Source organism: Pusillimonas sp. DMV24BSW_D, assembly GCF_011388195.1.
Taxonomy (GTDB): domain Bacteria; phylum Pseudomonadota; class Gammaproteobacteria; order Burkholderiales; family Burkholderiaceae_B; genus Neopusillimonas; species Neopusillimonas aestuarii.
Window position 1 is genome coordinate 3,159,833 of record NZ_CP049990.1, and the last position, 25,777, is coordinate 3,185,609.

The 25,777-nt window shown below is 53.1% G+C and carries 23 protein-coding genes and 1 riboswitch; of the genes, 13 read left to right on the plus strand and 10 right to left on the minus strand.

Annotated elements, in window-relative coordinates; translation table 11 throughout:
* Window positions 1–2: 2 nt before the first annotated feature.
* Genes mreD through G9Q38_RS15085 form a run of 3 tightly spaced genes read right to left on the minus strand, consistent with a single transcriptional unit; the run spans window position 3 to window position 2,499 of the window.
* On the minus strand, window positions 3–563 hold the full coding sequence (mreD, locus tag G9Q38_RS15075) for a rod shape-determining protein MreD (RefSeq protein ID WP_166132239.1): 561 nt from the start codon (window positions 561–563) through the stop codon (window positions 3–5).
* 3 nt (window positions 564–566) lie between these two features.
* Window positions 567–1,430, minus strand: a complete 864-nt coding sequence (gene mreC / locus G9Q38_RS15080; RefSeq protein ID WP_114421407.1) for a rod shape-determining protein MreC — start codon at window positions 1,428–1,430, stop codon at window positions 567–569.
* A gap of 25 nt (window positions 1,431–1,455) precedes the next feature.
* Entirely contained in the window at window positions 1,456–2,499 is a 1,044-nt protein-coding gene (locus G9Q38_RS15085; RefSeq protein ID WP_114421406.1) for a rod shape-determining protein, read from the minus strand.
* Between the two features lie 305 nt (window positions 2,500–2,804).
* On the opposite strand from G9Q38_RS15085, the gene gatC reads away from it, so the two are divergent.
* From gatC to gatB, 3 genes are read left to right on the plus strand one after another with little or no spacing between them, the layout of a single operon-like run.
* Entirely contained in the window at window positions 2,805–3,113 is a 309-nt protein-coding gene (gatC, locus tag G9Q38_RS15090; protein WP_166132240.1) for an Asp-tRNA(Asn)/Glu-tRNA(Gln) amidotransferase subunit GatC, read from the plus strand.
* 23 nt (window positions 3,114–3,136) lie between these two features.
* Window positions 3,137–4,660, plus strand: a complete 1,524-nt coding sequence (gene gatA / locus G9Q38_RS15095; RefSeq protein WP_166132241.1) for an Asp-tRNA(Asn)/Glu-tRNA(Gln) amidotransferase subunit GatA — start codon at window positions 3,137–3,139, stop codon at window positions 4,658–4,660.
* Complete coding sequence (gatB, locus tag G9Q38_RS15100) at window positions 4,660–6,114, plus strand: Asp-tRNA(Asn)/Glu-tRNA(Gln) amidotransferase subunit GatB (RefSeq protein ID WP_166132242.1); 1,455 nt, start codon at window positions 4,660–4,662, stop codon at window positions 6,112–6,114. The genes gatA and gatB overlap by 1 nt, the downstream gene beginning before the upstream one ends.
* A 50-nt stretch (window positions 6,115–6,164) precedes the next feature.
* Here gatB and pyrE read toward each other — a convergent pair whose 3' ends face one another.
* Window positions 6,165–6,839 (minus strand): orotate phosphoribosyltransferase, encoded by a 675-nt coding sequence (pyrE, locus tag G9Q38_RS15105; protein WP_166132243.1) that lies wholly within the window; start codon window positions 6,837–6,839, stop codon window positions 6,165–6,167.
* A 184-nt stretch (window positions 6,840–7,023) separates the two neighbouring features.
* On the opposite strand from pyrE, the gene G9Q38_RS15110 reads away from it, so the two are divergent.
* The 3 genes from G9Q38_RS15110 to G9Q38_RS15120 all read left to right on the plus strand — a co-directional run bounded on the left by G9Q38_RS15110 (window position 7,024) and on the right by G9Q38_RS15120 (window position 9,973).
* A complete protein-coding gene (locus G9Q38_RS15110; RefSeq protein WP_114421401.1) occupies window positions 7,024–7,434 on the plus strand; it encodes a DoxX family protein in 411 nt (136 codons plus the stop codon).
* A 69-nt stretch (window positions 7,435–7,503) separates the two neighbouring features.
* Window positions 7,504–8,304 (plus strand): DODA-type extradiol aromatic ring-opening family dioxygenase, encoded by an 801-nt coding sequence (locus G9Q38_RS15115; protein ID WP_228276154.1) that lies wholly within the window; start codon window positions 7,504–7,506, stop codon window positions 8,302–8,304.
* A 103-nt stretch (window positions 8,305–8,407) separates the two neighbouring features.
* Window positions 8,408–9,973 carry a GGDEF domain-containing protein gene (locus G9Q38_RS15120; RefSeq protein WP_228276237.1) on the plus strand — a complete coding sequence of 522 codons (1,566 nt, stop codon included), beginning with the start codon at window positions 8,408–8,410 and terminating at the stop codon, window positions 9,971–9,973.
* Window positions 9,974–9,980: 7 nt separating this feature from the next.
* On the opposite strand, the gene G9Q38_RS15125 is transcribed toward G9Q38_RS15120, so the two are convergent.
* The 5 genes from G9Q38_RS15125 to metX form a co-directional block, all read right to left on the minus strand.
* Window positions 9,981–10,433, minus strand: a complete 453-nt coding sequence (locus tag G9Q38_RS15125) for a PACE efflux transporter (RefSeq protein ID WP_166132245.1) — start codon at window positions 10,431–10,433, stop codon at window positions 9,981–9,983.
* 20 nt (window positions 10,434–10,453) lie between these two features.
* Window positions 10,454–11,242 (minus strand): exodeoxyribonuclease III, encoded by a 789-nt coding sequence (locus G9Q38_RS15130; protein ID WP_166132246.1) that lies wholly within the window; start codon window positions 11,240–11,242, stop codon window positions 10,454–10,456.
* 10 nt (window positions 11,243–11,252) lie between these two features.
* The gene (locus G9Q38_RS15135; protein ID WP_440971565.1) at window positions 11,253–12,497 is read right to left on the minus strand and encodes a muropeptide transporter; all 1,245 of its coding nucleotides are present in this window, start codon (window positions 12,495–12,497) and stop codon (window positions 11,253–11,255) included.
* A gap of 14 nt (window positions 12,498–12,511) precedes the next feature.
* Entirely contained in the window at window positions 12,512–13,147 is a 636-nt protein-coding gene (gene metW, locus G9Q38_RS15140) for a methionine biosynthesis protein MetW (RefSeq protein WP_166132247.1), read from the minus strand.
* Window positions 13,144–14,373: a homoserine O-succinyltransferase MetX gene (metX, locus tag G9Q38_RS15145; protein ID WP_166132248.1), complete on the minus strand. Its 1,230-nt coding sequence runs from the start codon at window positions 14,371–14,373 to the stop codon at window positions 13,144–13,146. Before metX ends, metW begins: the two co-directional genes overlap by 4 nt.
* Window positions 14,365–14,443, minus strand: a riboswitch (SAM riboswitch). (Overlaps the previous gene by 9 nt.)
* Window positions 14,444–14,601: 158 nt before the next feature.
* On the opposite strand from metX, the gene G9Q38_RS15150 reads away from it, so the two are divergent.
* Window positions 14,602–14,865, plus strand: a complete 264-nt coding sequence (locus G9Q38_RS15150; RefSeq protein ID WP_114421394.1) for a response regulator transcription factor — start codon at window positions 14,602–14,604, stop codon at window positions 14,863–14,865.
* Between the two features lie 19 nt (window positions 14,866–14,884).
* Here G9Q38_RS15150 and G9Q38_RS15155 read toward each other — a convergent pair whose 3' ends face one another.
* Window positions 14,885–15,391, minus strand: a complete 507-nt coding sequence (locus tag G9Q38_RS15155) for a hypothetical protein (protein WP_166132249.1) — start codon at window positions 15,389–15,391, stop codon at window positions 14,885–14,887.
* A gap of 88 nt (window positions 15,392–15,479) precedes the next feature.
* Between G9Q38_RS15155 and gshA the strand changes: the two genes are divergently transcribed.
* From gshA to G9Q38_RS15185, 6 genes are all read left to right on the plus strand, one after another.
* Complete coding sequence (gshA, locus tag G9Q38_RS15160; protein ID WP_166132250.1) at window positions 15,480–17,069, plus strand: glutamate--cysteine ligase; 1,590 nt, start codon at window positions 15,480–15,482, stop codon at window positions 17,067–17,069.
* Between the two features lie 109 nt (window positions 17,070–17,178).
* Window positions 17,179–19,986: an aconitate hydratase gene (locus G9Q38_RS15165; protein ID WP_166132251.1), complete on the plus strand. Its 2,808-nt coding sequence runs from the start codon at window positions 17,179–17,181 to the stop codon at window positions 19,984–19,986.
* Between the two features lie 430 nt (window positions 19,987–20,416).
* Window positions 20,417–21,874 (plus strand): TolC family outer membrane protein, encoded by a 1,458-nt coding sequence (locus G9Q38_RS15170; protein ID WP_166132457.1) that lies wholly within the window; start codon window positions 20,417–20,419, stop codon window positions 21,872–21,874.
* Window positions 21,875–21,922: 48 nt separating this feature from the next.
* The gene (locus G9Q38_RS15175; RefSeq protein ID WP_114421555.1) at window positions 21,923–22,150 is read left to right on the plus strand and encodes a hypothetical protein; all 228 of its coding nucleotides are present in this window, start codon (window positions 21,923–21,925) and stop codon (window positions 22,148–22,150) included.
* Window positions 22,131–24,359, plus strand: a complete 2,229-nt coding sequence (locus G9Q38_RS15180) for a type I secretion system permease/ATPase (RefSeq protein WP_166132252.1) — start codon at window positions 22,131–22,133, stop codon at window positions 24,357–24,359. Before G9Q38_RS15175 ends, G9Q38_RS15180 begins: the two co-directional genes overlap by 20 nt.
* Complete coding sequence (locus tag G9Q38_RS15185; protein WP_166132253.1) at window positions 24,356–25,768, plus strand: HlyD family type I secretion periplasmic adaptor subunit; 1,413 nt, start codon at window positions 24,356–24,358, stop codon at window positions 25,766–25,768. Before G9Q38_RS15180 ends, G9Q38_RS15185 begins: the two co-directional genes overlap by 4 nt.
* Window positions 25,769–25,777 lie beyond the last annotated feature (9 nt).

Here is a 25,777-nt window from a genome sequence, read left to right on the forward strand (position 1 = left end):
AATTAGGCGTTGCCACCATCGAGCTCTTCATGCAGGCGATGAGGCAAATAATGCAACAAAATATCGGCAACCGGCCACAAGCCCGCAGTGAACACCGCCGAAACAAGCCATGACCACCCCAGCCAATGCCCTGCCAGCCAGGAACTGATCATGATGTAAATTGTTTGCACCAACAGCAAAATGGGCAGGATATGAATGGCCTGTACGACCGAATTAAAACGCTGCAGGCGACGACCCAGTATGACCACTCCGTAAGCAGCCAAACCATAAACAAGCGCATGCCCCCCCAACGGACCCGCATCATGAACATCCATCAGCAGACCAAAGGCAAAGGCGGTAAAAAGCCCAACACGCCGCGGCTCATTCAGGCACCAGAACAAAAGTACCAATAACAATAAGTCAGGCGCATAGGGCCACACCCGCCAGGACGCCAACGAAGCAAGCCACACTATAAAAATAGACCCCCACACCAACAACAAGCTGGATGAGCGACCAAACGAGCGTGTATCAATCGGTGTTAGAGCAGATAGCGATGACTTGGAACCATTTCCACGCGGTGCCATAGCTTAGGGCTCCACTTCAGATAAAAGTTCGGACTGTTCCGACAATAGCACTAAAAAATGCCGATATCGTTCAGGATGCGACAGCGGCGTTGCCACCGCCACCGCGAACCCGCTTACCGCATCGCGGCGGACTTCGTCGACCCGGGCAACCGCCAGACCGGCGGGGAACAAGCCGCCAATACCGCTCGTGACTAAAGTATCGTCCGTACGCACATCCGCGTTCAATGGCAGATATCGCGCCTCGATTTTTCCGGCAGGATTCCCACCAAAAGCGATTAAACGCAAACCATTGCGCACGACCTGAACCGGCACCGACACTTTTTCATCCGTGATCAATGCCGCCTCCGACGTAAAAGGCGTAACCCGCACGACCTGCCCAACAACGCCGCCTTCATCAATAACAGGCATTCCAGGGGCAATGCCGCTGTCGGAACCTTTATTGAAAATCAGATGGCGGTTGTAAGGATTTGCAGGCTCATAGAGAACCTCGACAGCCACCGACTGCTGCTCGGCCGGTGCGGTAACGTTCAATAGACGGCGTAATTGCTGATTCTCGGTTGCCAACTGCGCAGCATGGCTGGCAAGTTGTGCCAACTCTATTCTTTGCCGCTGCAGCGCTTCTTTTTCCTCTTTGGCAACCGTTGCCGCGTTAGCCCAACTGCGCACCCCTTCGATTAAATCCCGAGGGGCCATTGCCGCGCGCTGAAAAGGATAAATCAGAACTGACACTGCCTGCCGGGCAGGCTCAAACACCTTCCAACGGGCATCGACGACGAGCAATACGAGCGATAGCACCAGAATGACCAACAAACGGAACTCCGCTGTTGGCCCCCGCCTGAATAATCGAAGAGTCGCATTCTGCTGCATCGTTCAAGGCCGCACCGTCTTGCGCTTAATCGTAAATGAAAACTGTACCCAAACGTTCCAGGTGTTCCAGTGCCTCGCCGCAACCGCGAACGACGCAGGTAAGCGGGTCGTCGGCCACAATAACCGGCAAGCCCGTTTCTTCCTGCAGCAAACGGTCGAGGTCGCGCAACAGCGCACCGCCACCCGTAAGGGCAATCCCTTTCTCGGTAATATCGGCGCCCAGTTCCGGAGGCGTTTGTTCAAGTGCCGTTTTCACTGCTGAAACGATTTGATTCAAAGGATCAGTGAGCGATTCAAGAATTTCGTTTGAAGACACCGAAAAACTACGTGGCACGCCCTCGGAAAGATTACGACCTTTGACCTCAATTTCGCGAATTTCCGCACCTGGGAAGGCCGAACCGATTTCCTTCTTGATGTATTCAGCAGTAGGCTCACCGATAAGCATGCCATAGTTACGGCGAATGTAATTGATGATGGCTTCATCGAATTTGTCGCCACCCACACGCACGGAACCCTTGTAAACCATGCCACCCAGCGATATAACGGCAACTTCCGTCGTGCCGCCGCCGATGTCGACGACCATGGAGCCGCTGGCATCGGAAACGCCCAAACCGGCACCAATAGCGGCCGCCATCGGTTCTTCGATAAGATAAACTTGGCTGGCGCCCGCACCGAGTGCCGATTCGCGAATAGCACGGCGCTCCACCTGAGTGGAGCCACACGGCACACACACGATAATGCGCGGACTGGGCGCAAACATGCTGCCCGGATGCACCATGCGTATAAACTGCTTGAGCATTTGCTCGGTAACAGTAAAGTCGGCGATAACGCCGTCTTTCATGGGACGAATGGCTTCAATATTGCCGGGTACCCGCCCCAGCATTTGCTTGGCCTCTCGCCCCACAGCCTGAATAATTTTCTTGCCGTTGGGAGAACCGTCGTGACGGATGGCCACCACGGAAGGCTCATCGAGTACGATGCCTTTGCCACGAACATAAATAAGTGTATTGGCCGTACCCAGGTCGATGGCCATATCACTGGAAAAATAACTGCGGAGAAATCCGAACATGTGCGCTCAGTAATATCTAGATATTGAGAGAAAGCCGGTTAATTTGGCGCTACTATGTGAAGCAACGGCCCAAGCCAACGCCCGTTCAAGCTTAGGCAAGCTGCGGCTTTGGGCCGAATTTTCCAAGCTTAACACGCGCGCGCAGGCTTAATTAACTGAATTAGCCGTAAATCATAACTTATAATTCAGTTTAAACAGGGGCTTCAATGCCCCATTCATTTTTAGTAACGGGTTTTCACTAGCTGGGTCATACTTTTTTACCTGCCCGGCGCGTCAATACCTAATGATTTTCGCGGATTCTCTGAATGGCAATTACACAAGACGATGTTTCCCGCGTGGCACGGCTCGCCCGCATCGCGTTGTCGGACACCGAGCAGGCACGTATGGAAAGTGAACTCAACGGCATTCTGGGCCTCATTGAACAACTTCAGGCTGTCGACACAACGGGTATCGAGCCTATGGCGCACCCGCTATCGGCACATCAAGACATTCACGCCCGCCTGCGTGAAGACGCCGCCGCCCCAACCCAAACAACGGGCCAGCGCGATCATCTCATGGCCAACGCCCCGGCCAACGAAGAAGGTCTGTTTCTGGTACCTAAAGTTATTGAATAAGCCCGTTACTGATCACCCTCAATATGTCTTCTAATTACGAATTCTCCAGTATTGCAGAACTTGGCACCGCGTTGCGCGAACGCAAAGTCAGCGCGTGCGAGCTTGCACAAGCCTCTTTGAATCTCGCAAAACAGCACACGCATCTGAATGCCTTTCTGCACATCGACGATCAACTCACGCTCGAACAAGCCAAACACGCTGACGCGTTGCTGGCGCAAGGGAAAGGCGGCCCTTTAACCGGCATTCCCATTGCTCACAAAGATATTTTTGTTACCCAAAAGTGGAAAACGACGGCCGCAAGCAAAATGTTGGAGCACTACACCAGCCCATTCGACGCCACCGTTGTACAACGTTTGAACGACGCGGGGGCCGTATCGGTCGGCAAGCTCAATTGCGACGAATTCGCAATGGGCTCAGGTAATGAAAACTCGGCTTTCGGCGCAACACGCAATCCCTGGGACCCGGGGTCTGTCCCGGGCGGCTCTTCGGGAGGGTCGGCTGCAGCCGTTGCCGCAGGCATTGTCCCCGCCACAACGGGTACCGATACCGGCGGCTCAGTGCGACAACCTGCGGCATTGTGTGGCGTGAGCGGTATCAAACCCACCTACGGAACAGTGTCAAGGTTCGGGATGATCGCTTTCGGATCCAGTCTCGATCAAGCGGGCCCCATTGCGCGCAGCGCAAACGACCTGGTCGATATACTCGATATTATGGGCGGCTTTGACGAACGCGACTCAACCAGCCTTGAAACGTGCGACGGAATCGCCAACCAGCCCGGGCGGGTTCGTGAGGCCTACGACACAAAACAAGCACATTTTTCGGGGCAAGGTTCACAACCCTTGAAAGGTTTACGCATCGGAGTACCCAAGGAGTACTTCAATGCAAGCCTGGCGCCCGATGTAGCGCAGGCCGTTGAAAAGGCCCTGGCGCAATACGAAAGCCTGGGCGCCGTACGCGTGGAAATTTCACTTCCTCGCACCCAGTTGGCCATCCCCGCTTATTACGTTATTGCGCCGGCCGAAGCATCCAGCAATCTGTCGCGCTACGACGGCGTTCGGTACGGGCTCCGTGCAGCCGATTACAACAACCTTGAAGAAATGACCAGCCGTACCCGCGCCGAGGGGTTCGGCGACGAAGTCAAGCGGCGCATCATGGTAGGCACCTATGTGCTGTGCCATGGCTATTACGATGCTTATTATCTGCAGGCGCAGCGGGTGCGTCGCATGATCACCGACGACTTCCAACAAGCATTTGCCGAAAAATGCGACGTCATCATGGGGCCGGTAACGCCCTCGGTTGCCAAAAAGATTGGTGACAACCGCGACGACCCAACGGCCGATTGGCTGGCTGATGTCTATACCCTTGGCGTCAGCCTGGCGGGCTTGCCCGCCATGTCGATTCCCTGCGGCTTCGGAGGGCAAAGCGGCACACTGCCCATCGGCCTGCAACTCATCGGCAACTATTTCACCGAAGGTCAACTGTTAGCCGTTGCCGACCGCTACCAGAACGTTACCGACTGGCATCAACGCAAACCGGATCAAAAATAATGGAATGGGAAATCGTTATCGGGCTGGAAACACACGCCCAGTTGTCTACCGAATCCAAAATCTTTTCCAACAGCAGCACCCGCTATGGGGCGCAACCCAACACCCAGGCCAACGAAGTTGACATGGCCCTGCCGGGCAGCCTGCCGGTACTTAATAAGGGCGCCGTTGAGCGTGCCATTCAATTCGGGCTGGCCGTCGATGCACATATCGCACCGCGCTCCGTTTTCGCACGCAAAAACTATTTTTACCCCGATCTACCGAAAAACTATCAAATAAGTCAGTTCGAAATCCCGGTCGTTCAGGGCGGGAAAGTGTATTTTCAACTTGGCGAAGAAGAAAAAGTCGTCAACCTGACCCGCGCCCACCTTGAGGAAGACGCAGGCAAATCGCTTCACGAAAACTACACTGACGCCAACGGACGCCCGGCCTCGGGAATTGATTTAAATCGCGCCGGCACGCCGTTGCTGGAGATTGTGTCTGAGCCTGAGATGCGTTCGGCTGCGGAAGCCGTTGCGTACGCCCGCACCCTGCACAGCCTGGTGGTATGGCTGGGCATTTGCGACGGCAACATGCAAGAAGGCTCATTCCGTTGCGATGCAAACGTCTCGGTTCGTCCAAAAGGCCAAAAAGAATTCGGCACACGTTGCGAAATCAAGAACCTGAACTCCTTCCGTTTCCTTGAACGTGCCATTCAGTACGAGGCCCAGCGCCAGATCGAAATCATTGAAGACGGCGGCACAATCCGTCAGGAAACGCGTCTTTACGATGCCGATGAAGACGTCACCCGAAGCATGCGCAGCAAGGAAGACTCCGACGACTACCGCTACTTCCCCGACCCCGATCTTCCCCCGTTAGTCATTACGTCAGACTGGGTCGAACGCGTACAACGGGCCATGCCTGAATTACCGCAAGCCAAGAAAAGCCGCTTCCAGGAAGCCTTGGGGCTGACACCGTACGATGCCGCCCAGTTAACCATAGACCGCGACCTTGCCGACTATTTTGAGCAAACCGCAGCGGGTTTGCCGGGCGACCAGGCAAAGCTGGCCGCCAACTGGGTACTGGGTGAAGTTTCAGCGGCGTTAAACCGCGACGAAATTTCAATCGACCAAACATCAGTCAAGCCGACCCGGTTATCTGCACTCATCAATCGCATCATCGACGGCACCATTTCAAACAAAATCGCCCGAGACGTTTTTGCCGCCATGTGGGAAGACAAAAACGATGCCGACCCCGACGCCATTATTGAGGCAAAAGGACTCAAGCAAATTAGCGACAGCGGCGCCATCGGCAAAATGATCGACGACGTCCTGGCCGCCAACCCCGCCATCGTCGACGAATATCGCGCTGGCAAGCAAAAAGCGTTCAACTCACTGGTGGGGCAGGTAATGAAAGTCGCAAAAGGGAAAGCCAACCCCCAGCAGGTTAATAGCCTGCTGAAAGAAAAACTGGGTTAGCGTTTCGGCTGAGAAGGATTGAAAACGAATAAAGCAACGCTGCGCCGGGCCTATACAACACCGTATTTGGCCCGGTAAGCGGCAACGGCTTCCCGATGCTCGGCAAAATCCGCGTCCTGATCAAGCAATTGCATAATGTCGCTTAATGACGCGATGCTTACAACGGGAATGCCGTATCGCTGAGACACCTCCTGAACAGCTGAATGCGCCGACAGCGCGTCGTCGGGCCCGGCCCGCTCCATGCGATCCAGCGCAATCAGCACCGCAGCTGGTTCAGCACCAGCCTCGCGAATCAGGTCGACGGACTCACGCACCGACGTACCCGCCGTAATGACGTCGTCGATAATAACAACACGGCCCTGCAAGGGCGCGCCCACCAGGGTTCCACCCTCACCATGATCTTTTGCTTCTTTACGATTGAAAGCAAACGGCACATCGCGGCCATTCATTCCCGGGTGATTGGCCAGTGCAACCGCCGTTGCAGTGGCCAGTGGAATCCCTTTGTAAGCCGGGCCAAACAACATATCGAAACCCACATCGGAATCAACCAGCGCCTGAGCATAAAACCCGGCAAGGCGACCCACGGTAAAGCCTGAATTGAACAAGCCCGCGTTAAAAAAATAAGGGCTGATACGACCGGATTTGACGCGAAACTCGCCGAACCTCAACACCCCTTGCTCAAGCGAGAAGCGGACAAAATCATTACGCGCGTTCGATTGGGACATAACTGTACTTTTCTTCATTAATCAAAAACAACATTATTACGCATTCGGGCATGTGAATGTCGCCAAAAGCCAGTATCTTCCTTTAAACTTACCCAGACCGCGCAGAGCCCGGGTAGCTGGTTCTCTGCTCGTGCCGTCGTTTCACTGCCTGACTCCGCTTTACTCATTCTGATAAGGAATCAATATGGAAAACACCTGCACGCTTTGGGCTCCCCGTATCCTGGGGGTACTAAGAATTGTCACCGGCTACCTCTTTTTTTGGCATGGCTCGGCGAAGCTATTCGGCATTCCACACGTCCCCATGTTCGATAATTTGCAAATTATGTCGCTGGTTGGGTTAGCAGGCATTATCGAGGTTGTGTTCGGCTTCCTTGTCTTTATTGGTCTTTTCACCCGTTTCTCTGCGTTCATTGCCTCCGGCATGTGCGCGGCGGCCTACTTTATCGGTCACGTTGCCACACAAGGCCAATTCTTTTTGCCCATGCTCAACAGAGGTGAGGCCGCCGTCTTGTTCTGCTTCATCTTTTTCTACATTATTTTTGCCGGCCCCGGCGCCTGGAGTATTGACGGACTGCGCAAAGACAAAACCAGCTAGGTGGTTAATTAGCGGGAACCGCAAGCGCGTTATGATTGTCTTATTTACATGATGAAACATTCGACAATCATGAAACAGACACCCGTTTATTATCTTTCGCACGGAGGCGGGCCCTGGCCATACATGCCGGAGGCCCGCGAAAAATACGCCATTCTTACCAAAGCGTTGCAGGATATACCGCAACAACTGGAAAGCAAACCGGATGCCATTGTGATGGTCTCGGCTCATTGGGAAGGCGATAAAACCTTTTTGATCATGGGCAACCCCCACCCGCCCATGTATTACGACTACTATAATTTCCCCGAACATACCTACCATGTTCAATATCCAGCCCCGGGTTCGCCTTCATTGGCGTACGAGCTGGCACAACTAATCGGCGATGCCGGCCTTCCGGTGGCCATTGACAACCAGCGTGGATTCGATCACGGGGCATTTGTGCCTCTTCACGTCATGTATCCAGATGCCGACATTCCGGTTGTGCAACTTTCCATAGAAACCCATTTTGATCCTGAATTGCACCTGGCGCTTGGGCGTGCACTGGCACCGTTAAGGCAAAAGAACGTTCTTATTCTGGGAAGCGGCCTCAGTTATCACAACCTGCGCGAAATTCGCACAATCGGTGCTGAGCCTTCCGCTCAATTCGATGCCTGGTTGCAGGAAGTCCTGGTAAATGGCCCGGTTGCAGAGCGTACCGATAAACTTAAACAATGGGAAACAGCTCCTGCAGCCCGCCGAGCCCATCCACGGGAAGATCACCTGTTACCGTTGATGGTCGCGGTAGGCGCCGCCGAGAATGAACCCGGCACTTGTGTTCATCACGAAGTAACGGCATTTGCAAATATTACCGCTTCGAGCTTTCGATTCGGTTAATTGAACTGATAGCTCATAAAACCATAACAAACCGAACGATTCCACTACAGTGAATTTTCACTCAATAAAGTTCCGCATCATCTTACTGTGCGTCCTTTTGGTCGTGTTCGGTTTTGTATTCAGGCTTCTCGTTGTTCTACCATTAGCCAAACAGGAAATACACGAGTTAGTCACTACCCAACAGCTGTCGATGGCCTCGTATATGGCCGATGAAATAGACCAGAAAGTGCGGGCACGGCAAGAAACGCTGGAACGTATCGCGGGCTCCTACCCTCATGAGTACAGCAACGACCTCGGCGTTATCGAAGCATGGCTGGCCCGCGCGCAAACATTGAGCCCCTTTTTTCTTTCCGGCATGATGCTCGTATTAAAAGACGGTACCTTGCGGGCATCCAGCACACCTGCAAGCGCTGCTGCCTATCATGACGCTTTGTTTGGCGATACCCAATGGCTACGAGGCATTCTAAACTCAGGTGGGCCGCAAATTAGCCCTCCGTTTAAAGACCCAAATCAAAATACAGCAATGATTGCCTTTGGTGTTGGGGTCCGCGATCAAAGTGGGGCGATAACAGCCGTGCTGGTTGGCTTAACGCAACTTGATGCAGCCGGCTTTCTACAAGAGCTGAACACCCAGAAATGGGGAAACGGTGGCAGCCACCTGATTATTTCGCCTCACGACCAACTGTTCCTGGGCGCCAGCAACCCTTCCTTCATCATGAAACGCACCCCAAAGCCGGGCATTAACCTGCTTCACGACAAAGCCATGGCAGGTTATCGCGGCCCGGGAGTTACCGTGAATGCCCAAGGAGTCGAGGAAATGGTCGGCATTCAATCGGTACCCAGTACAGGCTGGTTTGTTGTCTCCCGCATCCCCGTTGAAAAGGCCTACGCCCCTATCGATACCATTGCCGATTACGTCATCATGGCGGGCGCATTATTGTCGGCGATCGCACTCACTTGCCTGGCCCTATTCCTTCCTCATGTATTTCGCCGACTCGACCGGGCTACACAAGCGATTGGCGACATGGCATCGGGACGAAAACCTTTGCACGCCCTGCCCGAAGATGGAAAAGACGAAGCAGGTGCATTGGTCAGGCAGTTCAACCTGCTGGTAAAAAGAATTCACGATCAGGAAGCCTCATTACGACGCAACGAGGCGAAACTGGCTTACATGGCCACCCACGACACGCTGACCAAGCTATACAACCGCCCAATGCTCATGTCTCGCCTTCAACATAGTCTTGAAATCGCGCATCGCCATCGCGCTACCGGCGCGGTTCTATTTTGTGATCTCGACGGCTTCAAGCCCATCAACGATAATTTCGGACACGATGTCGGAGACCAATTGCTTGTTGAAGTAGCCCGTTGCCTTTTGTCCGGACGCCGACAAACCGACACGGTTGCACGCCTGGGCGGCGATGAGTTCGTTATTGTGCTGACCGATCTCAAGACGCCGGCTGAAGACGCGAAACGATTGGCGCAACAGTACCTGGAAGCCATCAGCGCCCCATTCAATATAGACGGAAAAGAACTCAAAATAAGCCTTTCCATTGGTATTGCATTATTTGGTAATGAGTCGGTTAGCCCTTCCCAACTTTTGTCCAACGCCGATACCGCCATGTATCGCGCCAAAAATCTAGGGAAAAATCGCTACTGCCTTCATCAATAATGTCGGCTTATGCCTTTTTTGCGGCCAGATTGTTATTGGAATCAGGCAACGCCGAGGCCGGCAACCCGAAAACATGATCAAACACACGCGTAAATACGAAGGTGTACACCAAAAAGAAAACCAGTAAACCGGCATCAAGAATAAACGCCTCCCACAAAGAGACACTTAACCACCAGGCGAAAAATGGGACTAGAAACAAGACCAGGCCCCCTTCGAACCCGATCGCGTGCGCAATGCGCCGACGCGTGCTGCGCCCTTTCTTAACCTGCCGCGCTTCCCAATATTCAAATATCGTGTTCCAGACAAGATTCCACAGCACGGCAATACCCGACGCCGCGACCGAAGCCACCCAGGAATCGAACACACTGAAACCCAGCAAATAAAAGACGACACCAGTCAGCAGAATGGCAATGGTTTCGTAAAGCGATACATAAACGACTTTGCGCTTGATTCCTTGCATAACAAACGTTGGAAACCTTTTTAAACAATCAATTTGGTATCGTAGTCGATCATGAGCGGCGCATGATCGCTAAACCAGCTTTCCTTGTAAATAGACGCGCTTTGCGCTGTGGCCGCGATATCTGCCGTGGCAATTTGGTAATCAATGCGCCAACCCACATTGTTTGCCCGAGCCTGACCACGATTACTCCACCACGTATAGGCTTCGCCGGTGGCATCAGGATACAGATGACGATACACGTCGACCCAACCCAGTTCGTTGAAAACCTTGGTTAACCATGCCCGTTCCTCGGGCAAAAAACCGCTGTTTTTCAAATTCCCCTTCCAGTTTTTAAGGTCGATTTCTTTGTGAGCGATATTCCAGTCGCCGCATAAAATAACGCGCCTGCCCGCTTTGGCCAAATCCGCCAAATGACCATAGAAACATTCCATGAAGTGATACTTGGCGCTTTGGCGATGATCACCACTGGAGCCGGAAGGAAGATACACCGAAATCATGGACAAGCCGTCATACACCAGCTCAATGTAACGCCCTTCCGCATCAATTTGCGGCACACCCAGACCTTCCACGACCTGATCGGGCTCTTTTCGTGCGTAAATCCCCACACCGCTATAGCCCTTTTTCTCGGCGTAATGAAAGTATCCATGATACCCATCCGGCGATTGCATCGGCTCCGTCATATCGGCAGCCTGTGCCTTAAGTTCTTGCACACACACAAAATCAGCCTGCTGTTCGGGCAACCAATCAAAAAAACCTTTCCGATGAGCTGATCGGACGCCGTTCAAATTGGCTGAAATCACACGTAACATAGAACCCCTTTTACCTATCCAGCTGGTCCAAAGCCTTGATCTCGGCGCGTTTAAACCACAGTAGCGCCAAGCCGGGCAAAGCAATGAAAACCGTCATAATGAAGAAAACAGGCCAGCCCAACGCCAGCACGATCGGTGGTGTCAACGGCCCCGCAAGATAAGTTCGCCCCACTGCCGACAAAGCCGACAAAAGCGCAAATTGCGTCGCCGAAAACTGCTGATTACATAGCGCCATAAGCAACGCAACAAAAGCCGCCGTCCCCAAGCCGCCACACACGTTCTCTATTGCAACCACCAGGCCCATTGAATACAAATGCGGCGGGGTGACGGCCAGCACCCAATAGCCAAAATTGGACACGGCCTGCAGCAAACCAAATAACATCAAAGCCCGGTACAAGCCCATTTTCGACATGATGCTGCCACCTGCCAGCGCACCGACAATGGTTGCCGCCAAACCGAAAATTTTATTAATCGACCCAACCTCTTCCGTACTGAAACCGGCACCCCGAATAAGAAAGGTGGTCGACAGTGCCCCGGCAAACGCGTCACCCAGCTTATAGAGCACAATAAGCACAAGAATCAGAATAGCGCCACGTCGGCTGAAGAACTCTTTCAACGGCTCAACCACCGCCAGGCCCAAAGTGCGGGGCGCTTTTGCCACGACTTCCGGTTCCGGAGCAAGTATCGTGGCAACGGCACATACCAACATGAACACGCCCATCAGCACGTAGGTATACTGCCAGCCCAACCAGGTACCGGCCAAAATAAGCGCAAGACCGCCGGACACAATCATGGCCAGGCGATAGCCCAGTACTTTTAACGCAGCCCCGGCGGCCCGCTCGTGGTCTCGCAAGACATCGGTACTGTAGGCATCAAAGGCAATGTCTTGTGTCGCAGACAAGAAAGCAACAATAACCGCAAAAACCGCGAGCAACCCCAAGTGCGAGGACGGCGCCAAAAAGCCCATGCCGGCAATAAAGAAAGCCAGCAAGACCTGACTAAAAAACATCCAGCTACGACGACGCCCCAGAAAATCAGGCGCATAACGGTCAACCAGCGGCGCCCAAAGAAATTTAAGGGTATAAGCCGTTCCTACCAGCGTAAGAAAACCAATGCTCTGCAGTGATACACCATCGACCGTGGCCCACGCCTGCAAAGTGCCGCTGGTTAAAGCGAGCGGCAAACCACTGGCAAACCCCAACACCAATAGCGGATAAACCCGCGAGCTGGCATAAACGCTTTTCAGTAGAGAAATAACAACCCCCTTTGTCAGGAACGGGCCGGTTGCCGAAAGGGTGACTCAAACCGGTAAACAACTAAGGTGCTACGCCAACTTTTAAAACGATGAATTTCGTTCTGTCGGTTAAACGCCGCAACATGCGTAACCCGCAAACCCAGCTTGCGCGCCAGATCCTCAAAATCGCGCATGGTGCATAAATGAATGTTGGGGGTGTTATACCACTGATACGGCATCTCTCCGGTAACCGGCATGCGCCCCGCCAGAATAGATAAGCCATGGGTCCAGTACCCAAAATTGGGGAACGAAACAATCCCGTATCGTGCAACGCGCGCCATTTCCCGCAAAATATGCTCTGTGCGGTGCATGGATTGCAACGTTTGAGACAACACAACAGAATGAAATTGCTGATCGTCAAACAGGGCCAGCCCCTCTTCCAGGTTCTGCTGAATAACACGCACACCCCGCTTTACCGATGCAATAACGCACTCATCGTCGAATTCGACACCGGCACCGCTAACCTGTTTATGATCGCGCAAATAGGCTAATAACGTGCCGTCGCCGCAACCCAGGTCGAGCACACGACTGCCGGGCTCTACCCACCCGGCAATACGTTGCAAATCCGGGCGCGTGGTCATGTCGCCTCTGAAGGCAATAGGCTGCTTCATGCCAGCACCCCCAGCGTTTCTGCACGTTCACCCAAATTAAGCTCTCGGGCAATTTGATCGTAATACCCTTGCATGACGGCGTGATAGCGACGGTCGTCGAGCAAGAACGCATCGTGACCATGCGGGGCGTCGATTTCTGCATACGTTACGGGCAAATGATTTTTCAGCAGGGCCTGAACCATTTCCCGAGAGCGCGAAGGTGGGAAACGCCAATCGGTTGTAAACGAAACCAGCAGGAAATTCGCTGTAGCGGTGGAAAGCGCTTTCGCCAGGTCGCCCTGATGATGACGTGCAGGGTCAAAGTAATCGAGCGCACGTGTAATAAGCAAATACGTGTTGGCATCAAAATAGTTGGAAAACTTCTCGCCCTGGTAACGCAGATACGACTCCACTTCGAACTCGACATCGTACCCATAATGAAACTCGCCGTTTTCAGCCGGCGCACGCTGCGTGCGCCCGAATTTCGCTGCCATATCGTCGTCGGACAAGTAAGTAATATGCCCCACCATTCTGGCTAACGCCAAACCTCGCCGGGGCACCGTATTATGGGCGTAATAATCGCCCCCGTGGAAATCGGGGTCGGTAATAATGGCGCGCCGCGCCACCTCATTAAACCCGATATTCTGGGCCGATAACCGAGGCGTACTGGCAATAACGATACAGTTTTCCACACGATCCGGGCACGTGATAGCCCATCCAAGCGCCTGCATACCACCCAAGGACCCACCCATCACGGCGGCAAATTTCCGAATTCCGAAATAGTCTGCCAGACGGGCCTGTGCGTGTACCCAGTCTTTCACGGTAAGCATTGGAAACGCGGCGCCCCAGGGCTTGCCAGTATCAGGGTTGATGCTGGCCGGCCCCGTCGACCCAAAACAGGAGCCGATATTATTCACGCCAATCACAAAAAAACGGTTGGTATCCAGCGCTTTTCCGGGCCCGACCATGTTGTCCCACCAGCCGACGTCTTTTGGATTCTCGGCGGAAATACCCGCCACATGATGCGAAGCATTCAACGCGTGGCAGACCAGTACTGCGTTGCTGCGGTCGTGGTTCAGCGCCCCGTATGTTTCGACCGCCAGAGAGTATTGCGGCAAAACCTGGCCACTGGCTAACGCCAACGGCTCGGTGAAATGAATGTATTCGGGGGAAACAATGCCTACAGACCCTGGGGGAATTGGCGTGCTGTCTGGCTGTGTAGAAAAATTTTCAGTTGATTGGGTCATATAGGGACCTCTTTAGCTGGATTTATCGCGCGCCCGCAAGCAGATCAAGCAAATCGGCGCTGAAAACGGAATTTTTTTGATTCTAACACTACTGCTTGAAAGTACCAGGCACACACCGACAATCGATAAGAACCTGATGCATCAGCTCCTAATTTTACGACCGCCCTGAAAATTGATACATTACAAGAATAATAAGTATTTTCGAACAATTTATAACAAAAACGAACTATGCCAGAACAAACCAGCCTTGAACTGATCAGAAAAACCAGCAACTCTCCGCTCACATCGCGCCAAACCCAATGCCTTTACTGGGCCAGTATCGGCAAAACAAGTCGGGAAATGGGCCAAATCCTTACCATTTCAGAAAGCACGGCCAACTATCACGTTCGGGAAGCCTGCACAAAACTGGGGGTACACAGCCGGCAGGCAGGCGTTGTCAAAGCAATGAGCGCAGGCTATTTACCCCACTACGACAGCGAAATTACAGACTGAACCGGCGAACACTTTCTCCTTAGAACGCCACGCCCGCGAAAAACTCCTTGGTCTGATCTTCCGGAAAAAGCGCTTGCGGCGCAACAACAATGGCCTCCAGCAAATAGTCTGAAGTCATCCAGACCTTGGCGGACAACTGCATATCGCCGTTCGGCCCTTTGCCTGTTACAACAAACAGCTCACCCGGAGCGGGTAAAGGGTTGGGTGTCGCCTGATTGAAGTTGCTGTAGAACGACGATACCACCTGCCGATACAGCGCCTGCCGGGCAGCCGCATTCTCCTGAAGACGTGCGCCCAGCGGCGCGTGCCCAATCGCGAAAATGGCACTCTTCACCGTTGTACCCGCCATCGATAAAACCAGCGTTTCCCCCTCAAAAATGAAGCGCTTTTCATCGACCTTGGGTTTATCAGGGAAAATCGCACTGACCCCGGCGCCCGAAATCGCCACCTCACGCCAGTTATATTCAGGTGAACAGGCAACCAAACCAACCAGTGCAAACAACGCACATAAAACTCGCAAAAACACTACACTTTCCCCTAAGATTAAAAAGTAACGCCCATCAGGCGACTCGGGTAAAATCCGCCGCTAACAACCAGAACACAATACGATTCACATGTCATCAAGCCCAGAACGAAATGCCTTGCTGCGCCCCCATACCGAGATTCTGACAGGAATCCTTCGGGGTATCGAAAAAGAGGGCCTGCGTGTCGACGAGCAAGGAAAGCTGGCGCTTACCCCTCATCCGTCGCAACTAGGCAGTGCACTGACGCACCCGAAAATTACCACTGATTACGCAGAGGCGCTTCTGGAGCTCATTACCGAGACACACGGAAACGTAACGTCGCTGCGTGAAGAACTCTGCGCTATTCATCGCTTTGTGGCCGGTAAACTGCACAATGAGATGATTTGGAATCAGTCGATGCCTTCATTACTGCCGCCGGAACCCGATATCCCTATTGCGTGGTACGGACCGTCGAATACAGGCATGCTCAAGCATGTATATCGTCGCGGCTTGGCCGAGCGTTATGGCAAAGCCATGCAATGTATTGCCGGTGTTCATTACAACTTTTCGTTGCCAGACGCGCTTTGGGCTGTATTAAATACCGACGGCCAGGGTATTGAACAAATTCGTTCACGCGGCTATCTGGCACTGATCCGGAATTTTACCCGGTACTCATGGTTACTCATGTATCTGTTCGGCGCCTCCCCGGCCGTTTCAGAAAACTTTCTTTTAAATCGGCCCCACCAGCTTGAGCGCCTCGACGCCGACACGTTTTATTTGCCACATGCCACCAGTCTGCGCATGAGCGACCTGGGTTACAACAACAAAGCACAATCCGAACTAGAGCTTTGCTACAACGATATTGAAACGTTTCTGAAACGCATGCACGATGCGGTTACCACGCCCTGGGCCCCGTATCAGAAAATCGGCACTCATCGCGGTGAACAATGGATTCAGCTCAACACAAACCTGCTGCAAATAGAGAACGAATACTATTCAAGCATTCGCCCCAAGCGCGCAGTTGAACGTGGGGAGCGGCCCTCGGCGGCACTAGCCGCCCGAGGCGTTCAGTACATTGAAGTGCGCTGTCTTGATATCGACCCTGAATGCCCAATAGGCATTAGCGCGGAAACCTGTGCCTTCATGGACACTTTCCTGCTTTTCTGCGCAACGGAAGACAGCCCTATGTTCCCCAATAATGGGTTCTGCCGCGACAGCAGCGACAACTTTTCCGTTGTGGCAAAGCGTGGACGCGAACCCGGTCTGACACTTATCCGGCAAAACAAGTCCGTGCCGCTGGCGAACTGGGGGCATGAGCTTCTGGAACGCATGGCGCCTTATGCAGAAATGCTCGACAACGCCTATAAAACAAACCTCCACAAGCAAGGTCTGCAGACACAAAAAATCAAGCTGGACGACGCAAACGAAACACCCTCAGGGCGCCTGCTGAAAACGCTTAAAGAGTCGGGTCAGTCGTTACAGGCATTCACGCTCGCTCAAAGTAGACGGCATCACGAAACGCTTGCGCGCAAACCGCTGCCACCGGCCACCCAATCGGAGTTCGAACGCTTGACGGCGCAGTCGCTGGTCGACCAGATCGACATCGAAAAGAGCGACAACGAATCGTTTGAAGATTACGTTGCCCGCTACCATGCAGCGTTAAAACCTCCGGTTGTCGTGTGGGCCTTGCCCACCGAATAGCGGGTTCTGCGCAAACCAGCGTGAAACCATTCAATCCAGCGTGTAAGATAAGGGCTAACACTTAATACGTGGCCAACGCCCGGCCCTGCTATTTCCAGGAGATCGCGTCATGACACATCCGAACAGCTTCGATGCCAAACAAACATTAAAAGTTGGCAACGATTCCTACGAAATTTATCGGCTGGATGCCGTCAAGGGAAGCGGACTCAATGTCTCCAGCCTTCCATACAGTTTAAAAATCCTTCTCGAGAATTTATTACGCACCGAAAACGGTTCAGACGTAACGGCAGACGATATTCGCGCACTGGCTGGATGGGACGAGAGTGCGCAGCCCAACCGCGAAATTGCATTTACGCCGGCACGTGTTGTTTTACAAGACTTCACTGGTGTGCCGGCGGTGGTCGACCTGGCCACCATGCGCGAAGCAGTAAAAGACTTAGGCGGCGACCCTACCAAAATTAATCCTCTGGCACCGGTTGAACTGGTCATTGACCACTCGGTAATTGTTGACGTGTTCGGGCAAAAAACCGCCTTTGAGCAGAACGTTGAAATTGAATACAAGCGCAACCTTGAGCGTTATCAATTTCTGCGCTGGGGCCAAAATGCTTTCGAGAACTTTAAAGTTGTACCGCCGGGCACGGGCATTGTTCACCAGGTAAACCTCGAACACTTATCCCGAGTGGTCTTTACCAAAGACCAAAACGGCACTAAACAAGCCTACCCCGACACCTGTGTTGGTACCGATTCGCACACGCCTATGGTAAACGGCCTGGGCATCGTTGCATGGGGTGTGGGCGGCATTGAGGCCGAAGCCGCCATGCTGGGCCAACCCATTTCCATGCTTATCCCGCGCGTTGTCGGCTTCAAGCTGACCGGTTCACTACCCGAAGGCACCACCGCCACCGACTTGGTTTTAACCATTACCGAAATGCTGCGCAAACATCGCGTCGTTGGGAAATTCGTTGAGTTTTACGGACCGGGAGTAGCGTCGGTACCCCTGGCTAATCGGGCCACCATCGGCAACATGAGTCCGGAATACGGCTCAACCATTGCTATCTTCCCGATCGACGACGAAACCCTTAACTATATGCGCCTTACCGGCCGGAGCAATGAACAAATTGCGTTGGTGGAGGCTTATGCGAAAGAGCAAGGGCTATGGCACGACCCCAATGCGCAGCCACGCTACTCTGAAACACTGGAACTGGATTTATCCACGGTGGTTCCGTCAATTGCAGGCCCCAAACGCCCTCAAGACCGCATTGCCTTAACAGATTCGAAAAGCTCGTTCCGCAGCGCCCTGTCTTCTTATGTCGAGCTGCCTGGCGGCAAACCGGTCGGCTACGATAAAGCGGTGGCCGAATCATTTCCAGCTTCCGACCCCCCGGCACAAGACAGCAAAACCGCGCGTGCGCCCACACCCACCGACCACACCGAGCACGCAGAAACCAACCCTGCAGCAGATTCAGCACCGGTCAAATTCGCCGACGGCACCGAGTGCCGGATTAATCACGGGGCCGTAGTTATTGCAGCCATTACCTCGTGCACCAACACCTCAAACCCGGCCGTCATGATCGCCGCCGCGCTATTGGCCAAGAAAGCAGTTGAAAAAGGCCTTAAGCGCAAACCGTGGGTTAAAACCAGTCTGGCACCGGGATCGCGCGTCGTCACCGATTACTACGAACGCGCAGGGCTCACCCCGTACCTGAACGAACTGGGCTTTAATTTGGTGGGCTACGGTTGCACAACCTGTATCGGCAACTCCGGGCCGCTGATCCCCGAAGTCAGTGAAACGATCACGAAAAATGACCTTTCCGTCGCATCAGTATTGTCGGGCAATCGCAACTTCGAAGGGCGAATTCACCCTGAAGTGAAAATGAACTACCTTATGTCGCCCCCACTGGTTGTAGCTTATGCCCTGGCAGGCACGATGGATCTGGATATGTACCGGGAACCCATTGGCCGGGATCACGACGGCAAAGACGTTTACTTAAAAGATATTTGGCCCTCCACCAGTGAAGTGCAAGCCGTTATTGACCAAGCTATCGCCGAAGACATGTACGCCACAGGTTACCGTGACGTATTCGCAGGCGATGAACGCTGGCAGGCATTGCCTACCCCATCGGGCCAATTGTTCGACTGGGACACACACTCTACTTATGTGCGCAAACCGCCTTACTTCGAGAATATGCCTCGCCGACCAGGTGCGGTTTCCGACATCAAAAACGCGCGTGTGCTGGCATTACTGGGAGACTCCGTCACAACCGACCACATCAGCCCGGCCGGTTCTATCGCCAAAAACTCCCCAGCTGCACAATACTTGAAGGAACATGGCGTTGAGCCTGCCGACTTCAACTCTTATGGCTCACGCCGCGGCAACCACGAGGTCATGATCCGCGGCACGTTTGCCAACGTACGTTTGCGTAACCAGCTTGCACCGGAAACCGAAGGCGGGTACACGCGTGATTTCACGCGGACTGAAGGGCCCGTCACCACAATTTACGACGCATCACGCAACTATCTGCAAGCAAATACACCACTGGTGATTCTTGCCGGTAAAGAGTATGGTTCGGGCTCATCGCGAGACTGGGCTGCGAAAGGCACGGTTCTACTGGGTGTACGCGCCGTTATTGCTGAATCATATGAACGCATCCACCGCTCTAACCTGCTGGGCATGGGTGTACTACCGCTTCAATTCCCCGATGGCCAAAGCGTCGAAACGCTTGGGCTGACCGGCGAAGAAAATTTCGATATTTCAGGCATCGAGGCCTTGAATACCGACACCATTCCCAAGACTGTGACGGTCAAAGCGGGTAATGTGGAGTTTGAGGCTATTGTAAGAATTGATACCCCCAGCGAGGCGCAGTACTACCGCAACGGCGGCATCATGCAATATGTGTTACGCAACTTACTTGATTAACCTATAAGTTACCGTTATTTGGTATCCGGTAACACTGGTCAAACTCTTGTTACTACTATAAAATTGGGGCTACCAATAGAAAGGTAGCCCTTTTTATTGCAGGACGCACGGTTATGCTTCAAGAATACGGGCCGGAAACCCGTAGCTCCGCCGTGCCGAACGGCGAGTATAGCCGTATGAAAACCACCATTAACACTGGTTCTGTTCGCTTTCCGCAACAAACAAACTTACAAATAGCTGACACAACACCTATTCCCGTGTTGTACTCCACACTCACAATAACCACACTGATACACTAGTTATTAGTTTAGTAACTTTAAGTTGTATCGGTAACATACCGTTTTACTTGGTTTTTTGGTTGTGAGTCACGAGTTACAAAGGAGATAGGGTGCTGTTGCGACACTCAGTTGTTATTGCCGTAACGTGTGTAATGGGTTTGGCCACGAGTATTGCCGTTGGTCAGGAGCGGGCTGCGCCCTACGAAACACTCGGGGAAACTGTGGAAAAAGCCATTTTCACTAACCCTGAAGTACGTGCACAGTTCCAGACATTCATTGCGTCTTTGGAAACACAAAACTTTACAAGAGGCGACCTCCTCCCGTCTGTGGATCTGCAGGCGCAGTTTGGGCGTGAACAACGCGCGAATATCCCTGGCAGTCCCTCTCAGAACTGGACACGTCACGGCTACACATTGCAGCTCACTCAACTTCTTTACGATGGGCAGGCAACCGCCAACAGCATTCGACAACAAGGTTTTGAAAAACTATCCGCCTATTACGAATTGCTGGCCACCACCGATAGTCTCGCAACAGAAGCCGTTAACGCATACCTGGATGTCCAGCGTTTTCGTGAAATGGTGCAATACGCCGAAGAGAATTACGCCATTCACGAAAAAACCATGACGCTTATCCGCGAACGACAGGAGTCCGGTGTTGGGCGCGGGGTCGACTATGAGCAGGCAGCCGGCCGTTTGGCCTTGGCACAGAGCAATCTGATGCAAGAAAACAACAATTTGAATGATGTTGTTCAGCGCTACCGACGAATAGTGGGTCAATACCCCCCCGACGTTTTATCGCCCCCTCCCGATGTATCGGACAAAATCCCCAAAGAGCCGCCCAATTTTCGATCTTCCCTGGTAGAAAACCCCAGCATTTTGTCGAAGCAGGCACTGGTTATCGCGGCCAAAGCCAGTCGTGAGGCGGCCAAAGGTCAATTTGCTCCTGTTGTAGAGCTTCGAGCGTCAACCGGGCGTGACCGGCCGCAGGAAGACCCCACTGCTCATGACATTCAGACATCGAATGTTCAAGTCGTCATGTCCTACAACCTTTATCGGGGCGGCAGCGATTCAGCGCGCGTGCGACAAACGGCAGCGCAATGGTACGCGGCGCGCGACGTGCGCGACTACACCTGCCGCAACCTGCAGCAGGAACTTTCCACGGCATGGAATAATATTCAGCGTCTGCGTCAACAGCGCCCCTACCTGGAAGGGCATGAGGCGGCTATGGAGAAAGTGCGGGTGGCGGCAGAGCAACAATTTGAAATCGGCCAGCGCTCACTGCTCGACCTGCTGGATACCTCAAATGAACTGTTTGATTCACGGCGTGCACTGGCAAACGGCGTGTATGATCTGCTGCAAGCCGAATATCGTTGGATAGCGCTTTCACATCGACTATTGCCTGTATTAGGCCTAAGCCAGCCACACGAACAAAGCGTGCCTGAAAATACGGAACTCAGCCTGCCCGAAAGCAGTCTGGATAATTGCATGACACCCACCCCAGACACACGCAATCTCGCCCCGGTCAAAGTCACTTACCGGGACGACATGCAACCGCCCCGCATCAGCCCATTAAACACCGGCGTTGCGGATGATTCATCAACGTTAAATTAACTGCGATGTACCATGTCCAGACCCATGCTATCGATTGTGCCGCCGCCTATGGAAGAGGAAGAAAAAAAGCCCAACAAAGTTGAGCTCTCTGAGCTCGACGCAGAGTTTATTCGCGTACTGGAAGACTTGATTGATGCCCTGATCGCGAATGGCACGTTACGACTCACCGACCTGCCGCCCCAAGCTCTGCAAAAACTGCAACAACGAAAAAAAGCGCGTCAACGTTTGCGTGACTCGCTGAATTTATTGGATGACGATGACGAGAGTCTTTTCTAAGTCGAACGCAGCACCGGCGGAAGAACCAGCGCCAGAAACAGAAGACGCGAACCCTGCGAATGATTCTGTTTGGCGGTTACCGCCGCACACCGTGCACGACGACCCACTCCTGAACTGCCTGGTTGATATTACCAAGCTGTTCGGTAACCCCTGCACGGCACAAACGTTGGCCGGGGGTTTACCGTTGGTTGAAAACAAACTCTCACCTTCGTTACTTTCCCGGGCTGCAGCACGCGCGCAATGTTCGGCTCGCCTGCTGAGGCGCGAACTGGACGAAATTCCCACGTCATTATTACCCTGCATTCTGCTGCTCAAGCGTAATCGCGCATGCCTGCTTCTGGAAATTCGACCTGACAATTATCTAGTCCAATTTCCAGAAATTGGAACGCCTTGCGAAATCAGTAAACAGGCGTTGGAAGCCGACTACACAGGCGTCGCCGCTTTCATCCGCCCACAGTTCCGCTTTGACGCACGCTCCCCCGAGGTTGAGAAGAAGCGCAAAGGGCACTGGTTCTGGAACGCCGTGTTTGATAATCGCCGCCTGTATCGCGACGCACTGGTTTCAGCTTTTCTCATTAATTTCTTCGCCTTGGTCACGCCCTTGTTCACGATGAATGTGTACGATCGTGTGGTACCGAATAACGCAATGGACACACTATGGGTGCTTGCTATTGGTGTGTTCGTGGCCATTGTGCTGAATTACATTCTGACCACAATCCGCGCCCACGTGGTTGACACTGCCAGCAAACGTATCGACGTGAAACTTTCTGCACAAATCATGGAGCAAGTCCTTGATTTGAAAATGGAAAGCCGACCCGTTTCAGTCGGTTCCTTTGCCGCCAACTTACGTTCCTTTGAGTCCGTGCGCGACTTCATCGCCTCGGCCAGCCTTACCACTCTGGTCGATCTGCCCTTCGTGCTGATTTTCCTGGCTGCACTCATGTGGATCTCGCCATGGATGGTGATTCCGCCTGCCATTGCCATTGTGATTGTGCTGATTGTTTCCTGGATTGCCCAGGCAAAAATGGCGCGCATGGTGGAAGAAACCTTTAAAGCCAGTTCTCAGCGCAATGCTGTATTGGTTGAAGCTTTAGGCGGCATCGAAACGATTAAAACCCTTAACGCCCAGGGTAGTGCCCAACGCACTTGGGAAAACACGACAAAATTTCTCGCCCAACTTGGCTCCAAAATCAAATTTCTGTCGGCTGCGACTGTCGGCTTTGTACAAACGGCCCAACAACTCGTTACCATTGCTGTGGTCATTATTGGCGTGCTGCTTTTACAGGATGCCGCAATGACCTTGGGCGGAATTATTGCGTCTTCAATGATCGCGGGGCGCTGCCTGGCCCCGCTTGGCCAGGTTGCCGGCCTAATGATGCAGTATCAAAATGCGCGCACCTCATTGGAATCGATTGACGGGTATATGAAAATGCCGATCGAACACCCGCCAAGCCGCACTTACGTTCCGCGCGCTCATCTGGAAGGTAGTATTGAGTTCCGGGGGGTTAGCTTCGCTTATCCGGGATCAAAAGAAAATGCGCTGAACGGCATTAACCTGAAAATTAACCCAGGTGAAAAAATCGGCATTATCGGTCGCATTGGTTCAGGTAAATCGACACTGGAAAAATTAATTCTCGGCCTCTACGCACCCAGCGAAGGCAGTGTCTTGATCGACGGTATCGACATACGCCAAATCGACCCGGCCGATGTACGGCGTGCGGTGGGTCATGTTCCTCAAGACCCGGTTTTATTCTATGGCACCCTGCGACACAACCTCACCTTGGGCGCTCCCTTTGTTGACGATGACGACATGTTAAGCGTAGCCGCCGTGGCGGGCGTCGACGAATTCGCGGCCAATCATCCCGACGGCTATGACATGATTATCGGCGAGCGCGGCGACTCCTTGTCGGGCGGCCAGCGACAATCGATTGCCGTGGCACGCGCCCTCATCAACAACCCCTCCATATTGCTGCTCGACGAACCCAGCAGCAATATGGATCACCAGAGCGAAGCGGCGCTTAAATCCAGACTGCGTAAAGCATGTGAAGGAAAAACCATGCTGATTGTGACGCATCGCACAGCCATGCTGGAAATCGTAGACCGCTTACTGGTTGTCGACGGAGGCAAAATTGTTGCCGATGGGCCGAAAGCACAAGTGGTGGATGCTTTGCGCCAGGGTCAGGTTAGTCGGGCGAGGAACCGTTCATGACGGGAAGGCGTCGTCGTTCCGTTCTGGGCTGGCTTTTCTACCCGATCTGGCCCGGCCCACGCGATCTTGTTTATTTTCTGGTTATCGGCAAACGTTCGAAAGATCAGTTATCGGACAAGGCGTTGCTCGATGATGCGCAGTGGGCCATTTCCGAGCAACAAGCCAGCGGCTCGAGAATCTTATTGTGGTTCTCTTTAATTGTTATTGCCGCGTTTTTTATCTGGGCATCGCTAGCGCAAATTGACGAGGTTGTAAAGGGAAGCGGCAAGGTTGTGCCGTCACGCCAGGTGCAAATCGTTCAAAGTCTCGACGGAGGCATCATTGAAGAAATAATGGTGCGTACCGGTGAAGAAGTGCAGGTCGGGCAAGTACTTTTGCGCATTGATACCACACGCTTTTCCTCCAGCTTGGGTGAAAGCCGTGCCGAATGGCTGGCATTACTGGCCAAAGCCGCACGATTACAAGCATTAGCGGAGAACACGCCTTTCCAGGCACCGGAGATTGTTCTGGAAGAATCTCCGGAGGTAGCCGCTATGGAAAGGGAGCTATGGCAGAAACGTACCGAAGAAATCGCGATAGCGATCAACATCGCGCGCGACCAGTTAGTACAACGCCAGCAGGAACTGCGTGAAACACAAGCAAATCTTGCTCAGGCCGCCTCCAGCTGCCAATTGACCTCACGAGAACTGAACGTTACCAAACCGTTGCTAAAAAGCGGTGCGGTATCCGAAGTTGACCTTTTACGTTTGCAACGCGACGTTGCCAAGTTTTGCGGGGAAGAACAAGCCGCCAAAGCGCAGATTGAGCGCCTCCAAGCTGCGATTTCCGAATCGCAAAGCAAGCTCGAAGAGGCGGAAATAAGCATTCGAAATACTGCCCGCAATGAGTTGTCTGATGTTCGCTCCCGTTTGGCAGCCCTTTCTCAAAGTCAACTGGCGCTCGCTGACCGAGTTCGTTTAGCCGATATTAGATCACCCGTTAACGGTACCGTTAAAACAGTCCTCACCAATACTGTAGGCGGTGTGATTGAACCGGGTGAAGAAGTACTGGAGATTGTTCCAAACGACGATACATTACTGCTGGATGTACGCGTCAGCCCACGTGACATCGCTTTCTTGCGCCCAAATCAAGAGGCTGAGGTTCGATTCACCGCTTATGACTTCGCAGTTTATGGCGGCCTGGATGGCGAGGTGGAACAAATTGGCGCCGATACCTTCACCGACGAAGACGGCAACGCCTACTACAACATTAAGGTCCGCACCGACCAGAATTATGTGCGCAGCCCCGACAACCCGATTATTCCGGGGATGGTGGCTGACGTTAGCATTCTGACCGGTAAACGAACTGTGATGCAGTACCTTTTGAAACCCATTTTGCGTGCAAAGAACAACGCACTGACAGAACGATAAAAAAGAGCG

What these genes read in the sequence shown, in the direction of transcription:
- mreD (WP_166132239.1), bottom strand. Translation starts at nt 563, where the DNA reads ATGGCACCGCGTGGAAATGGTTCCAAGTCATCGCTATCTGCTCTAACA.
- mreC (WP_114421407.1), bottom strand. Translation starts at nt 1,430, where the DNA reads ATGCAGCAGAATGCGACTCTTCGATTATTCAGGCGGGGGCCAACAGCG.
- G9Q38_RS15085 (WP_114421406.1), bottom strand. Translation starts at nt 2,499, where the DNA reads ATGTTCGGATTTCTCCGCAGTTATTTTTCCAGTGATATGGCCATCGAC.
- gatC (WP_166132240.1), top strand. Translation starts at nt 2,805, where the DNA reads ATGGCAATTACACAAGACGATGTTTCCCGCGTGGCACGGCTCGCCCGC.
- gatA (WP_166132241.1), top strand. Translation starts at nt 3,137, where the DNA reads ATGTCTTCTAATTACGAATTCTCCAGTATTGCAGAACTTGGCACCGCG.
- gatB (WP_166132242.1), top strand. Translation starts at nt 4,660, where the DNA reads ATGGAATGGGAAATCGTTATCGGGCTGGAAACACACGCCCAGTTGTCT.
- pyrE (WP_166132243.1), bottom strand. Translation starts at nt 6,839, where the DNA reads ATGTCCCAATCGAACGCGCGTAATGATTTTGTCCGCTTCTCGCTTGAG.
- G9Q38_RS15110 (WP_114421401.1), top strand. Translation starts at nt 7,024, where the DNA reads ATGGAAAACACCTGCACGCTTTGGGCTCCCCGTATCCTGGGGGTACTA.
- G9Q38_RS15115 (WP_228276154.1), top strand. Translation starts at nt 7,504, where the DNA reads ATGAAACAGACACCCGTTTATTATCTTTCGCACGGAGGCGGGCCCTGG.
- G9Q38_RS15125 (WP_166132245.1), bottom strand. Translation starts at nt 10,433, where the DNA reads ATGCAAGGAATCAAGCGCAAAGTCGTTTATGTATCGCTTTACGAAACC.
- G9Q38_RS15130 (WP_166132246.1), bottom strand. Translation starts at nt 11,242, where the DNA reads ATGTTACGTGTGATTTCAGCCAATTTGAACGGCGTCCGATCAGCTCAT.
- metW (WP_166132247.1), bottom strand. Translation starts at nt 13,147, where the DNA reads ATGAAGCAGCCTATTGCCTTCAGAGGCGACATGACCACGCGCCCGGAT.
- metX (WP_166132248.1), bottom strand. Translation starts at nt 14,373, where the DNA reads ATGACCCAATCAACTGAAAATTTTTCTACACAGCCAGACAGCACGCCA.
- G9Q38_RS15150 (WP_114421394.1), top strand. Translation starts at nt 14,602, where the DNA reads ATGCCAGAACAAACCAGCCTTGAACTGATCAGAAAAACCAGCAACTCT.
- gshA (WP_166132250.1), top strand. Translation starts at nt 15,480, where the DNA reads ATGTCATCAAGCCCAGAACGAAATGCCTTGCTGCGCCCCCATACCGAG.
- G9Q38_RS15165 (WP_166132251.1), top strand. Translation starts at nt 17,179, where the DNA reads ATGACACATCCGAACAGCTTCGATGCCAAACAAACATTAAAAGTTGGC.
- G9Q38_RS15170 (WP_166132457.1), top strand. Translation starts at nt 20,417, where the DNA reads ATGGGTTTGGCCACGAGTATTGCCGTTGGTCAGGAGCGGGCTGCGCCC.
- G9Q38_RS15175 (WP_114421555.1), top strand. Translation starts at nt 21,923, where the DNA reads ATGGAAGAGGAAGAAAAAAAGCCCAACAAAGTTGAGCTCTCTGAGCTC.
- G9Q38_RS15180 (WP_166132252.1), top strand. Translation starts at nt 22,131, where the DNA reads ATGACGAGAGTCTTTTCTAAGTCGAACGCAGCACCGGCGGAAGAACCA.
- G9Q38_RS15185 (WP_166132253.1), top strand. Translation starts at nt 24,356, where the DNA reads ATGACGGGAAGGCGTCGTCGTTCCGTTCTGGGCTGGCTTTTCTACCCG.